This window comes from Paraburkholderia sp. 22098 (genome assembly GCF_052045935.1).
GTDB classification, from domain to species: Bacteria; Pseudomonadota; Gammaproteobacteria; order Burkholderiales; family Burkholderiaceae; genus Paraburkholderia; species Paraburkholderia caledonica.
Genome location: NZ_JBQEPV010000005.1, coordinates 274,499 through 287,194, shown reverse-complemented (window position 1 = coordinate 287,194; position 12,696 = coordinate 274,499). Strand labels below are relative to the sequence as shown.

12 protein-coding genes are annotated in these 12,696 nt (G+C 64.4%); 5 read left to right on the top strand and 7 right to left on the bottom strand.

Translation table 11 applies throughout. From position 1 onward, the window contains the following. The first annotated feature begins 13 nt into the window (after positions 1–13). From ACTJLB_RS13000 to ACTJLB_RS12980, 5 genes are all read left to right on the top strand, one after another. On the top strand, positions 14–943 hold the full coding sequence (locus tag ACTJLB_RS13000) for a 3-keto-5-aminohexanoate cleavage protein (protein WP_440783503.1): 930 nt from the start codon (positions 14–16) through the stop codon (positions 941–943). Positions 944–1,015: 72 nt separating this feature from the next. After that, complete coding sequence (locus tag ACTJLB_RS12995) at positions 1,016–1,981, top strand: L-carnitine dehydrogenase (protein ID WP_440783502.1); 966 nt, start codon at positions 1,016–1,018, stop codon at positions 1,979–1,981. A gap of 104 nt (positions 1,982–2,085) precedes the next feature. Further along, a complete protein-coding gene (locus ACTJLB_RS12990) occupies positions 2,086–2,595 on the top strand; it encodes a thioesterase family protein (RefSeq protein WP_440783501.1) in 510 nt (169 codons plus the stop codon). Continuing rightward, on the top strand, positions 2,588–3,535 hold the full coding sequence (locus ACTJLB_RS12985; RefSeq protein WP_440783500.1) for an alpha/beta hydrolase: 948 nt from the start codon (positions 2,588–2,590) through the stop codon (positions 3,533–3,535). The genes ACTJLB_RS12990 and ACTJLB_RS12985 overlap by 8 nt, the downstream gene beginning before the upstream one ends. A gap of 362 nt (positions 3,536–3,897) precedes the next feature. After that, positions 3,898–4,395 carry an acyl-CoA thioesterase gene (locus ACTJLB_RS12980; protein WP_020068209.1) on the top strand — a complete coding sequence of 166 codons (498 nt, stop codon included), beginning with the start codon at positions 3,898–3,900 and terminating at the stop codon, positions 4,393–4,395. Positions 4,396–4,417: 22 nt separating this feature from the next. On the opposite strand, the gene ACTJLB_RS12975 is transcribed toward ACTJLB_RS12980, so the two are convergent. The 7 genes from ACTJLB_RS12975 to ACTJLB_RS12945 form a co-directional block, all read right to left on the bottom strand. Then, complete coding sequence (locus ACTJLB_RS12975) at positions 4,418–5,848, bottom strand: sensor histidine kinase (protein WP_088173615.1); 1,431 nt, start codon at positions 5,846–5,848, stop codon at positions 4,418–4,420. Positions 5,849–5,871: 23 nt separating this feature from the next. Further along, the gene (locus ACTJLB_RS12970; RefSeq protein ID WP_027804665.1) at positions 5,872–6,843 is read right to left on the bottom strand and encodes a response regulator; all 972 of its coding nucleotides are present in this window, start codon (positions 6,841–6,843) and stop codon (positions 5,872–5,874) included. Positions 6,844–7,131: 288 nt separating this feature from the next. Then, positions 7,132–7,806, bottom strand: coding sequence for an HAD family hydrolase (locus tag ACTJLB_RS12965; RefSeq protein ID WP_020068206.1), 675 nt, complete (start codon positions 7,804–7,806; stop codon positions 7,132–7,134). A 57-nt stretch (positions 7,807–7,863) separates the two neighbouring features. After that, on the bottom strand, positions 7,864–8,592 hold the full coding sequence (locus ACTJLB_RS12960) for a DUF2894 domain-containing protein (RefSeq protein ID WP_440783499.1): 729 nt from the start codon (positions 8,590–8,592) through the stop codon (positions 7,864–7,866). Next, positions 8,585–9,232 (bottom strand): OmpA family protein, encoded by a 648-nt coding sequence (locus tag ACTJLB_RS12955; protein ID WP_087753987.1) that lies wholly within the window; start codon positions 9,230–9,232, stop codon positions 8,585–8,587. Before ACTJLB_RS12955 ends, ACTJLB_RS12960 begins: the two co-directional genes overlap by 8 nt. A gap of 5 nt (positions 9,233–9,237) precedes the next feature. Next, on the bottom strand, positions 9,238–11,682 hold the full coding sequence (locus ACTJLB_RS12950) for a DUF802 domain-containing protein (RefSeq protein WP_440783498.1): 2,445 nt from the start codon (positions 11,680–11,682) through the stop codon (positions 9,238–9,240). A 10-nt stretch (positions 11,683–11,692) separates the two neighbouring features. Continuing rightward, complete coding sequence (locus ACTJLB_RS12945; RefSeq protein ID WP_440783497.1) at positions 11,693–12,604, bottom strand: DUF3348 domain-containing protein; 912 nt, start codon at positions 12,602–12,604, stop codon at positions 11,693–11,695. Positions 12,605–12,696 lie beyond the last annotated feature (92 nt).

Below are 12,696 nucleotides of genomic sequence, written 5' to 3'. Positions count from 1 at the left end.
GGACCTGGTAAGCATGAACCATGAAGTCATCGTGACCTGCGCGGTCACCGGCGCGGGCGACACAGTCGGCAAGCATCCCGCCATTCCTGTCACGCCGAGGCAGATCGCCGAGGCCGCGATCGAAGCGGCGAAAGCGGGCGCCACGGTCGCCCATTGCCATGTGCGCGATCCGAAAACCGGACGCGGCAGCCGCGATCCGCAGTTGTATCGCGAGGTAGTCGACCGGATTCGCTCGTCGGGCACGGACGTCATCATCAATCTGACTGCGGGCATGGGCGGCGACCTCGAAATCGGTCCCGGCGAAGACCCGATGCGCTTTGGCGCGAACACGGATCTGGTCGGCGGCCTGACGCGCCTCGCGCACGTCGAAGAGTTGCTGCCGGAAATCTGCACGCTCGATTGCGGCACGCTCAATTTCGGCGATGGCGACTACATCTACGTTTCGACGCCCGCGCAACTGCGTGCCGGAGCAGCGCGCATTCAGGAACTCGGCGTGAAGCCGGAACTGGAAATTTTCGATACCGGCCATTTGTGGTTCGCAAAACAATTGCTGAAGGAAGGCCTGCTCGACGCGCCGCCGCTGTTTCAACTTTGCCTCGGCATTCCGTGGGGCGCGCCCGCGGACACCACGACGATGAAAGCCATGGCCGACAACCTCCCGCCTGGCGCGCAATGGGCGGGTTTCGGCATCGGCCGCATGCAGATGCCGATGGTCGCGCAGGCGATGTTGCTCGGCGGCCATGTGCGAGTCGGTCTCGAAGACAACATCTGGCTCGATAAGGGTGTGCCCGCAACGAACGGCACGCTCGTACAGCGCGCGGTGGAAATCATCGAACGCCTGGGCGGACGTGCGCTGACACCCGCCGAAGGACGACGCAAGCTCGGCCTGCCCGCGCGCGGAGAACGGCAACTCGAACGACGCGTGGTCGGTGAATACGTTTAAGCGTGCGGCGTTGCATGCTCACAAACGGCTAGGGCATCGAAGAACTCATAGGCAAACAAGGAAACGTCAGCAATGGCAGTAATCGTCGATATCAAAACATTTGCCGCGATCGGCGCGGGCGTGATCGGCAGCGGCTGGGTGGCGCGCGCGCTCGCGCACGGGCTCGATGTGATCGCGTGGGACCCCGCACCGGGCGCGGAAAAGCAGTTGCGCGAGAACGTCGCCGATGCGTGGCCCGCGCTAGAACGCGTCGGTCTCGCGGAGGGCGCGTCGCAGTCGAGACTGCGCTTCGTCGATACGATCGAAGCGTGTGTCGCGAACGCGGACTTCATTCAGGAAAGCGCGCCCGAGCGGGAAGAACTGAAGCTCGCGTTGCACGAGCAGATCAGCCGCGCCGCGAAGCCGGACGCGATCATCGCTTCGTCCACTTCGGGGCTATTGCCGAGCGACTTCTACGCGCGGGCTGTGAATCCGCAACGCTGCATCGTCGGGCATCCGTTCAATCCGGTGTACCTGCTGCCGCTCGTCGAGGTGCTCGGCGGCGAGCGGACGGCGCCCGAAACCATCGACGCCGCGCTACACATTTACCGCTCGCTTTCAATGCGCCCGCTGCGGGTTCGGAAGGAAGTGCCCGGCTTTATCGCGGACCGGCTGCTCGAAGCGCTGTGGCGCGAGGCCCTGCATCTGGTCAACGAAGGCGTGGCGACCACCGGCGAGATCGACGACGCCATCCGCTTCGGCGCCGGCATCCGCTGGTCGTTCATGGGCACGTTCCTTACTTACACCCTTGCAGGCGGCGATGCAGGCATGCGCCACTTCATGCAGCAGTTCGGTCCCGCGCTGGAGCTGCCGTGGACTAAACTGGTGGCGCCGAAGCTGACCGGCGAACTGATCGACCGCGTCGTGGACGGCACCGCCGAGCAGGTCGGCCCGCGCTCCATCAAGCAGTTGGAGCGTTATCGCGACGACTGCATCACGAGTGTGCTGGCCGCAATCGGCGAAGCCAAGGCGCGGCACGGATTGACGCCGGCGGATTGACGCGAGTCGCGCAACGCGCGGCACCGCACCGTGCCGCGCCGCTTCCGTCATGTACGCCGCAAAGCGCGATGCAGGCGACGAACCAGACAAGGAGACTCCGCAACATGCTGCAAACCGCTGCCCTGCCCTGCTATCGCGACACGGTGCGCGCTGATTGGGTCGATTACAACGGCCATTTACGCGACGCGTTCTACATGCTGATCTTCAGCTTTGCGACCGACCAGCTGATCGACCAGATCGGTTTGCCGGACGCCGTGCGCAAGGAGCGTGGCCGCTCGATCTACACACTCGAAGCGCACATCAACTATTTGCACGAAATCAAGGAAGGCACGCGCGTGCGGGTCGATATGCGCGTGCTCGGGTGCGACGCCAAACGGCTGCAACTTTACCTGGAGATGTTCGCCGAGGGCAGCGACACGCCGGTCGCGGCGGGTGAGCAGATGCTGTTGCACGTCGACACGAGCGGGCCGCGCTCGGTCGCGTTCGATGCCGACGTGGCCGCTCGCGTGCAGGAATTGGCCGACGCTCATGCCGCGTTGCCGCCCGCGACCTACGCGGGCCGCATGATCGGCCTGCCCGCCGCCGCACAACGTAGCCGGAGCCAACATGCTTGAGCCGCAGATGGCTGAATTTATCGCGCGAGCCGCCGCGGTCTATCCAGGGCATAGCACCTCGTTGACGCCGCGCCAGCAGCGCGAAATCTACGACCGCTATGCGGCTGCGCTCACTCCGCCTTTGCCGGCAGAAGTCGTCACCGAAGACGCGCAATTCCTGTCCGCGGCTGGCCATTCGATTGGGCTAAGGCTGTATCGCAACGGTGAAAATGCGGGCGCGATGCCGCGCGGCACTGTGTTGTACTTCCACGGTGGCGGCTTCGTGCTCGGATCGCTCGACAGTCATCAGGTCATCACGGCGCGCCTTGCGGCGGATACCGGCCTCGATGTAATCGCCGTCGATTACCGGCTCGCGCCCGAACACCGCGCACCGGCCGCGCATGACGACTGCATGGAGGTCACGCTCGCCGCGCTGGAACGGCGGCTGCCCTTCGATTCGCCTGCCGGCGCCACGCTGCAACTCGTGGGAGATAGCGCCGGCGCCACGCTCGCTGCCAGCGTGGCGATGCGATTGCGCGACGAGGGCATCGAAGGAATAAGCGGTCTTGCGCTGATTTATCCGATGCTCGGCACCGACCCGCAGCCGCCCTCACGCGATACCGAAGCGCAAGCGCCCATGCTCACGCTCACCGACGTCCACGCGTTTCGCGACATGTATTGGGGCGAAACGGCGCCATATCCCAAGTGGACCATCCCGCTCGACGCCGCGCGTTATGACGCACTTCCGCCCACGCTTGCGATAGGCGCCGAACACGATCCGCTGAGAGACGACGCGCGTGTGTTCACCGAACGCATTCAGGCTGCCGGCGGAGAAGCGCACCTGTGGATCGGCACAGGACTCATACATGGATGCTGGCGCGCTATCGAATCGAGCCCTGGCGTGCAGGCGATGCATGGCGAAGTCTGCCGCTTTCTGTCCGCAAAAGCCCACGCGGTGTGAACGGCAATCGCCGCGTCATTTATGCGCTTTCGATAAACGCCGTTTGTCAATCGGTCATTAAACCTGAAACGCGCTGCATAGCGGGTTTCCTTCCCGCTGATACCCATTTCCGCATTCGGCATCGCAGTTCGATTTGTTCTGTTGGCTGACCCACTGAATAAAAGAATCGCTGCATCAACACTGTCGTCGGACTGATGGTCCGTTCACCAGGGCCCCGTCGTGCGAGCCGCGCACGAATTGCGGGCTCTTGTTGCGCGCGAATAGCCATATCAGCCATTTCCCCAAGAGAATGGGATGTGCCCGCCGTGCTGGCCGGCATGTGTGGCTGCCACAAGCAGCCGTTCCTGTAAAAGGAAAATCGTATGTTGATGCGAGAAGCTATCCCTCACGCTTTGAATCGTGGCAATGCTCATCTTTCGGACAGCCCGCTGGTAATGGATTCGCCGAAAACCTTTGTCCATTCTTTCGACATCTATCTAAAAGATTCGAATGCGTTCATGAACACGTATTTCGCCCGCTATTTCGAGTGGCAAGGCGTTTGCCGCGAGCGGTGGTTCCACGAGTGCATTCACGACAACCTGCTCGGCTCGGACGGCATGTTCGTGACCAAGCGGGCGCACCAGGAATACGTGCATGAAACCTTTCCGTTCCAGCGGGTCGATTGCTACCTGAACACGGTGCAAGTGAGGCAGTGCTCGGCGTACTTGCTGTTCCGCTTTTGCGTCGATGGACGCAAGGTGTCGCAAGGCTATCAGCAGATTCTGTATGCCGGGCGCGACCGGAAGATCCGCCGCTTTCCGGATGGAATCGTCGACCGTGTGAAGGAGTATGAGTTGCCGTTGTCGGCGCTGACGGAATAAGCCACAGCGCTCAACCGAAGTCTCAACGCCGGCGCGCTTCGCGTACCGGCGACCTGGACAATGCCCTGTCCGCTGCCGAGCCCGGCAGCGGCAGACGCACGATAAATGTAGTGTGCGCACCGCGCACCGACGTGCATTCGATACTGCCGCCCAGCAGCTCCGTCGCGCGGCGGCAGAACGCGAGTCCCATGCCCGCGCCGCTGCCGTGCCGCTTGGTCGAGAAGAATGCGTCGAAGATGTGCGGCAGAACGTCCGGCGCAATGCCTGGGCCCGTGTCGCGAAACTGCAGCATGCAGAAATCCTGGTCTTCCAGCGCGCTGATCGTGATCTGGCCTTCGCCGTTCACATGAATCGCATGCAATGCGTTTTTCAGCAGATTGAACAACACGAAGACCACCACCGTATCGGAGCCGGAAAAGCGCAGCATCGGATCGATCGGCAAGATCGTGATGCGCTCGCGTTCGTCGGCGCGAAACGGGTAGCGTTCCAGCGCGGAGTCCACGCACTGCCGTACCGGATGGGCACTGAAACGGCTGCGGTCGAGCCGGTCAAGCGTGTATGAAGCCAGCGCCATTTCGACCATCGCGCTCGTGCCGGACACCTCGCGTCTGATCGCCGTGGCAAGCTGGCTGATGCGCTCGGACTGGCCGGAATGTTCTTCGTCGTCATACAGGCCGTGCGCGACGGCGAGGCGATAGCCTTTGAAAACATGACTCCAGACGCTCGCGATCTCGTCGGCGTGCATGCCGATCGTGGCCAGCGGGGTGGCGATCTCGTGCGCGATGGTAGCTGCAAGCGCATACGGGTGGATCAGGTGGTAGCGGACAATCGTGATGGCAAGCAGCCCCAGACTCAGCGCGATGAACAACACGCCAGGCGGATAGAACGGGTAGCCATAGTTGACCGCATAGTCGACGGCGGCAAACGAGTAGAGGCCAAGCGCCGCGAGACACAGGTCCAGACGCCGGCGCGCCTGCCCGCCTGCATTTTTTCGCGCGCCAAGCAGAAGCTGGCCGCTGCGCGCGGCAAGCAGCACCGTCTGCACGACATGCAAAGGATGCAGCGGCCCGGCAATCGGATAGTAGCCAAAGAAATAGTGCTGATAACCGGCAACGACTTCATTGCCTGGCAGCAACACCGCGAGCACGAAACACAGACCATACGACGCCAGCAGCAGCGGCCGCTCCCGGCGCCGCGCCGCAACTTCTGTCACGAAGTGATAGAACGTGGTCGGCAGAAAGAGAATGAACAGATAGCCGACGCGAACCAGCAAGCCGGCGACTTCCGTATCTTTGGTCTGGAACAGCAGCGTCCATGTGCCCTGCCATGCGAAAGTCGCCGCGCACATCAGGAGGAAAGGCACCGAGAGCCGCGTCACCCCTTGCGTGATGACCACGTAGAGGCCGAACACGACGAACATGGCCGACACGAAGGCAGTGGGGATGGCGTACATGTTGCTCGACGTGCCGGCAGACGTTAGCGTGCCCGGTCACTCCGCCACTGCGCGAACGTGAGCGGCCTGACGCCGGCCTGGACCACTTCGGGCGTCTCGATCGGGCTCCAGCAGTAAAACGCGTCGCCCCAGCCGGGAATGGGTTGCGGCTTGAGCATTCTGAATTCGACGCCCGAGCGGTAGGCGAGATGCGGCCAGAAAAGCGGCATGACTTCGCGCACTGCCATCTGTTTGAGCAACTCGGCCGGGCCGCTTTCGTCTGCGACGATCTCGCCCTGAGATATCCAGTCGTGCTCCGCCCACGCGACGAAGACACTGCCCCTTCCCTCGCGATCGAACATGAGAATCGCATTCTGCTCGGGCCGCCAGTAATACTCGACGATGCCTTTGTCCTTCACCACTTCGTCCAGCACCTTGCGCGTGCGCGGGTCGCAATACGTCATGCCGTTCTCGCCCAACGCGAGCCAGCCCATTTCGGAGCAGTGGCGGTTCTTCGCGTCTTTGAGGAAGTGGACGAGCCGGTTCGCCGAATCGGCGTCGGTCTTGCGCAGATATAAATCGACAATGCCGGCGTTGAATGCTTTCACTGCGACAGTTTCGTCCGCGACGCCTGTGAGCAGAATCTTCGCGCAATGCAGGTTGGATATGGAGGACAGAAACTCGACACCGCTCACGCCCGGCATGTCGTAGTCCACTACGACGGCTGCCACTTCGGAGAAACGTGTTGCGCGCGCGAGCACATCGCGCTGCGGCGATGACTCGACGAAGCGATCAAAACCGGTCTCGCTCAAGCATGCTGAAGCCGGCGCGAATTCCAGCGAGTTCTCACGCGCATGCTGGCGTATGAACGCAAGCCCCGCTTGCGGACGCGAGAAGAACAGATTGGTGGAAACGTCCGGAAAGAAGCGGCGCAGGGCGTCGAGGTAGTTGTCGTTGTCGTCGACGAAAACAACCGTTGTCGGATAGGAGACGGGTGGTCGAATAAACTTGTTCATGTTTTTAGCGTGGTTCGTCGGGCCGCCGCAGAGCGTTACCGTGACAGGCTCGCCGGCCACCGCATGAGCTCAAGGAACATACCGGCGCGCCGCCATATGCGTACACGCCGGTCAACTATTGCAGGTTGCAGGGCCGGCCCCGTTTCACCATATAGTACAGGGCTCTTGGCGCGAACAGTACAAAGTTACGCGTGGCGCCGGCAGCCTATGCGCGTTGAATCAACCGGATGAGCATGGGTGGAACGAGCCGCCGCGGCCGCGTTGATTGCGGCCGCGGGATGCTCGTGATCAGGGCCGCGAGGCGACTTCGTCGAGATGGTCGAGTAGCGCCGCGGGGTCGTCGTAGACGCGCAGCGCGCCGGAACGCTCCAACTCTTCGGTGCCATAGCCGCCCGACAGCAATCCGACTCCGAGCGCGCGGCAGCGCCGCGCCGCGAGCATGTCCCAGATGCTGTCGCCTACCACGACCGAGTGTTCGATCTCAACGCCAAGGCGTTCGGCCGCGGCGAGGAAAAGGTCGGGGTCGGGCTTCGCATATTTAACGTCGTCGCGCGTCACGACAACCGCTTTTGCCGGATCGACGCCGAGCGCTTCGAGATTCACCGCAGCGGTTTCCATGCGCCCGCTGGTCGCCACCGCCCAGGGCGTGCCCGCTTGCGTCAAGGCATCGAGCAGTTCGCGCGCGCCCGGCAGCGGACATACTTGCGCGCGTAAGTTTTGATAGGCAGCCGCGTGCGCATGACGAAGACGCTCGCTGCGCTCGGCGCTGATCTCTCCGTGGGTCTCACGCAGAAGCTGATTGGTGAACAGCCCGCCGCTCATGCCGATCTTTCGATGAATTCGCCAGACCGACAGGGGAATGCCTTCGCTGTCGAGCGCTTCTTTCCACGCCAGCACGTGTTGATAAACACTGTCGACGAGCGTGCCGTCGAGATCGAATAAAAATGACGTCTGGATTCGCATGGTGGGCTCCTTTCGATGGCTACCCCACCAATATGCCACGGCACACGCCGTCCGGCATCAGCGGGACTTGCTGCGAGTGCCTTTGGCGGACGCCCCGGCGCGCGGCGCATCCTTGCTGGCCGGGACGCCGCCGCTCAATTGCTCCATCCAGGACAGCGCGTCGACATACGACAAAAACTGTTTCAGATAGCCCGGCGACAACTCGCGCATCAGCGACAGCGAACGGTGCACGAGGCTGCTCGAATTGAGCGGACCGGCATTGCCGGGCGCCGGCTGCAGCGACTGCCGCAACTGCTTTTCAGTGCGGACCTTGGCCCAGGTTTCCCTGAAATAGTGGAGAGCGGGAAGCTCCGGGTAGGGGGCCCGTTCGCCTTCAGGGCACCGCGGCTCGTCTTGCATGTAGCCGACGAGTTCGGCAAGCGTGCCGCGTGCAGGTCCATCCGGAGACGACGAATGACCGGCGGTGGCCGCCGCCTGGTCGACTTTGCGCGCATAGATTTCGAGCAGCGCGGCAAGCTTCTCGTCGAGCACGTGGCGCGCAGCGCCGGTGTGCGCGGCGGCACGTCGTTCGAACGCGTCGATGAACGCGAAACGCAGCGGATCGAGGCGGTCGGCGCCGCGCTCGCGCCACGCGTCGAGGGTGGCGCGCGGGGTTTGCACGGCGGAATTCGTCGGCGCGGTCCCGGGTGGGTGGTTTGCCTCGGCCGCGTGCACCGTTTCACTCGTGCATCCGGCCTGCGGCACACCCGGCGTCGGCCTTGCGTCGACGTTCGCGCTGTCACTCATGGGGCTTGCCTGCCGCAGCCGACGGCCTCGGAACCGGCGCTATTTCCACGCGACGGTTGCGCGCCCGTCCTGGTTCGTCGGCATTCGAGCTAACGGGTTGTCCGGAGCCGAACGCCGCCGCGAAAACCGACGACGCCGGCACGCCCGCATCGATCAGCGCGCGGGTCACTGTCAGCGCGCGCTGCGCCGACAATTCCCAGTTGTCCGCGAAACGGCGGTTGCCTTCGCGCAGCCGCTGGTCGTCGGTAAAGCCGCTCACCATCAGGATCTGGTCGTTCGCGCCCAGATACGCGGACAACGGCCCGGCGAGGCTCTTCAACAGATCGCGCCCTTGCGGCTGCAACTGGTCGGAGTTCAGCGCAAACAGCACGTTGCCGCTGATGCCGATACGTCCGTTCACCAGCGTCACGCGGCCCGCCGCGAGCGGCCCCGCCAGCGCCTGTTCGAGCGTCTTGCGGCGCTGCGTTTCAAGCTGACGCTGCTTGACCTCCTGGTCGAGCTTGTTCGACAGTTCGAGCTGCACGCCGATGACAGCCACCAGAATCAGCATGAACGCGCCGAGCAGCACCGACATCAGGTCGCCGAACGCCGCCCAGATCGGCGTGCCCTGCTCCACGCCGCCGTCGATGTCCTCGCTCATCCCGCTCATGCTGCCTCGGCTCCATCCGCGGCGCGCTGGGCAGCGAGCAGCTGCAGATCTTCGACGATCTGCTTTTGCGACATCACGCTCAGATCGACCACTTCGCGTGCTTGCGCGACGTAATACGCAAGCTGCTCGTCGCTGCGAGCGAGCGACTTGTCGAGCGCGGCCTCGATTCTTTCCAGATGCGCGACGAGCTTGTCGTTCGACTCGCCGAAACGCTGAACGGCCGAGCCGAACGCTTCACCGAGGCTCGCCACTTCGACGGCGCCGCCGGTGATCTGCGCGGCAATCGCGCCGATCCGGTCCGCCTCGGTTTCGACCTTGTCGGCGAACCTTGTTCCGACACGCTCGAGAAGATCCGCCGACGTCGCGACGAGCGCATCCACCGCCGTGCGCTGCTCCGTCGATGCATGGTTGACAGCATCGAGCAGCGTTTCGAGCGTCTCCATCAAGCGGCTGCGCTCCTGCAACATGGCGGTGTCGCGCACCATGCTGTCCGAGAGCTTCTGACGCAGTTCCGCGACCACTTCGGCGGCGGCCTTCGGTGCCTCCGACGCTGCCTGCACGAGCCGCGATATTTCGGCGATGGTCTCGCTCGCGTGCGCCTGCGTTTGCGCAGCGATATCGGTCGCGGTCCGCGCGAGCGTGTCGCATATTTCCTGCTGACGGCTCGCCGTGCGCTCGCCTGCCTGCTGCCACTCCTGGCCGAGCGTGGCGGCCATTGAATCGAGCTTGGAGGTCCACGCCGTCAACCGCTCTTCATTACGCTCACCTGCCTGCTGCCACTCCTTGCCGAGCATGGCCGCCATTGAATCGAGCTTCGAGGTCCACGCCGTCAACCGCTCTTCATCACGCTCGCCTGCCTGCTGCCACTCCTTGCCGAGGCTGGCCGCCATCGAATCGAGCTTCGAGGTCCACGCCGTCAACCGCTCTTCGCTGCGCTCGCTCGCCTGCTCCCATTCCTTGCCGAGGCTGGCCGCCATCGAATCGAGTTTCGAGGTCCACGCCGTGAGCCGCTCTTCATTACGCCCGCCTGCCTGCTGCCACTCCTTACCGAGATTGGCCGCCATCGAGGCCAGCGTCGCCGTCCACGCCGCGAGCCGCGCTTCGTCTTGAGAAGCCAGTTCAGTCCGCAGATCCGCATGCGACTGCCCGACGGTCCGCACCAACGACGCCGAACGCTCTTCGAAGTTCGCCGCCGCGGCAGCGAGCGCCTGCTCGTGCCGCACTGCAAGCGTCTCGCCGGCCTGCTCCTGACGCGAAAGCGCTTCCTTCCACGCTTGCGAGACGTTGCCCGCCGCGGCTTCCAGCCGCGCGGACACGCCGTCGACCAGACCGGCCGAGCGCTCGTCGAAAGTCTGTGTAAAGCGCTCCAGCGACGCGCGGAACTGCTGCGTCATGTCCTCGTTCGAACGCTGCTGGCCCGCAAGCGCCTTGCTCCAGATCTCGGCGACCGTCGCAGCGGCTGATTCGAACCCGCTCGACAGGCCATCCAGTTGCTGCTGAACCGCTTGACCCACGCTCGCGTGCAAGGCCGCGGACTCGCGCGCGAGGCCGGCCATCGTTGCCTGCATGACGGGCTCCAGCGCCTCGCCGGCCGCGCGCGTGCTGTCCGCGATACTTCGCTTCAGCGACTGCTCGACCGACGCCGCGAGCTGCGTATAGGCGACCTGTGCATTGCTGTGGAATGCCTCCTGACTCGCAAGCTGGCGCTCGTTGAAAGCGAGGCTGTGCTGCTCCATCGCCGCCATCATGGTTTGCAGGCGATCGACGAGCGTCGGCATCAATTCAGCCTGCGTTTGCAAGAGCCGGAAGCTTTCGTCGCGCTGATGAGCCTGCGAGTAGATGCGCAAGCTCGTCGCAATCTTGACGTCGAGCCGTTGCGCCGCTTCGAGCCGCTCGCGGCGGCAGAGCGCCGACAACAGGCCGAGCATCGCCGAGCTGGCGACGCCCGCGATCGACGTGCCGAATGCGAAGCCGAGCCCCTTGACCGGCGCGGCAAGCGAAGCGCGGATCGCTGCGAGGTCGGTCGCGCTTTCGAGCGCCATGCCCGTGCCTCGCAGCGTCACGACCATGCCCAGCAGTGTGCCGAGCATGCCGAGCAGCACCAGCAAGCCAACCAGGTAAGGCGTCAGTGCAGGCCCCGGCAGCGCAACGCGCTCGCCTTCGATACGCAGTCGCGCCGCGTTACGCAGACCCGGATGCAGCAGTTCGAGCCACGCGCCTAGCTGCGGCGGCGGCTCGGACAAACCGGCCACGGCACGCGCGAGCGTCCCAGTGGCCTGGCTATAGCGACGCAATTCGAGCGCGCCCGCCAGATAGCAGGCGCCGATCAGCAACGTGACCGCCAGCGCCAGCCAGTTCGAACCGACATAGCCGATAGCGATGCCGCACACCGCGGCGAGACCTGCCGCGAACACAACGAATTCAATACGAAATCTGGACATAGTGTCCCAGTTAGCGAGTACGAAGAGCGGCGAGCAGCCCTTCGACCGGTTGTAAACGAACATCCAGCTCAGCAAGCAACACGCTCTGCATGTCCTTGCGGAAAACGTCGAGCCACGCATTGGGCGCGACCCCTTGGGCGGGCGTCGGCGCAGCGTCAAGAGGGGGCGCTTGCGGCTGGAGCTGAGCCTGGACGTGGGCCTTCGCCTCAACGCTGCCCTCAGCGGCACTGCTGCCCGCGGCCGCGGCTGCGGCTGCGGCGCTGCCTGCCGCCGTGCTTGCGGCGCGGCTCGCTGCACTCTCCGCTTGCGTACCGTCGTCCGGCGCCGGCGCCGGCTCCTGGTCTTGCGCCTGCTGCGCGGCCTCGCGAAGCCGCTCGAAGTGCCCGGCGAGCAGCACGGGCACGCTCGCCAGCAGATTCCGCTCACGCTCGCCGAGCGCGCGCTCCATCACGGCGTCCAGCAGCGCAAGGCGGCCCATTGCGGGAGTTTTCGCGGCGAGCAGCGCCCGCAGCCGGCCGCGCAAATTGCCGACACCCGTTTCCATCGACTGCTGCATGGCCTGGTAGCGTTGGCGAAACAATGCGTAGTCCGCCGGCACGGCCTGTGGCTCGACGTACCCGGCACCGCGGCGCCTCGCGACGGCAAAGGCGCTGTCGCCCGTAATGGTCTTGACTAGCGACGCACGCACGCGCGCGCATTCCGCCTCCTCCGCGCTGCCGAACACTCGCGCGGTCGCGGGCACCGAGGGCGGCGCGCCAGTAAGCGCCGAAGACAGCGCAATCGCGTCCGTCCAGCCGAGCCACTGGCTCAGCCTGTCGGACAGCGATTGCCGGGGTTCGGGGACGTCGGCATCGGCGAAACGCGCCAGCAGGCGGATGAGCGCCGGGCCGCTGGGAGCTGTGCGCTGAAGGGCTTGCAACATACCACCGGATGCAAAAAAGTCAGCAGTTTACACGCTGACGCGGACGACGGCTTCCGTCCCCCAAAGATCGGTCCGCAACAGGGACGTGTCGC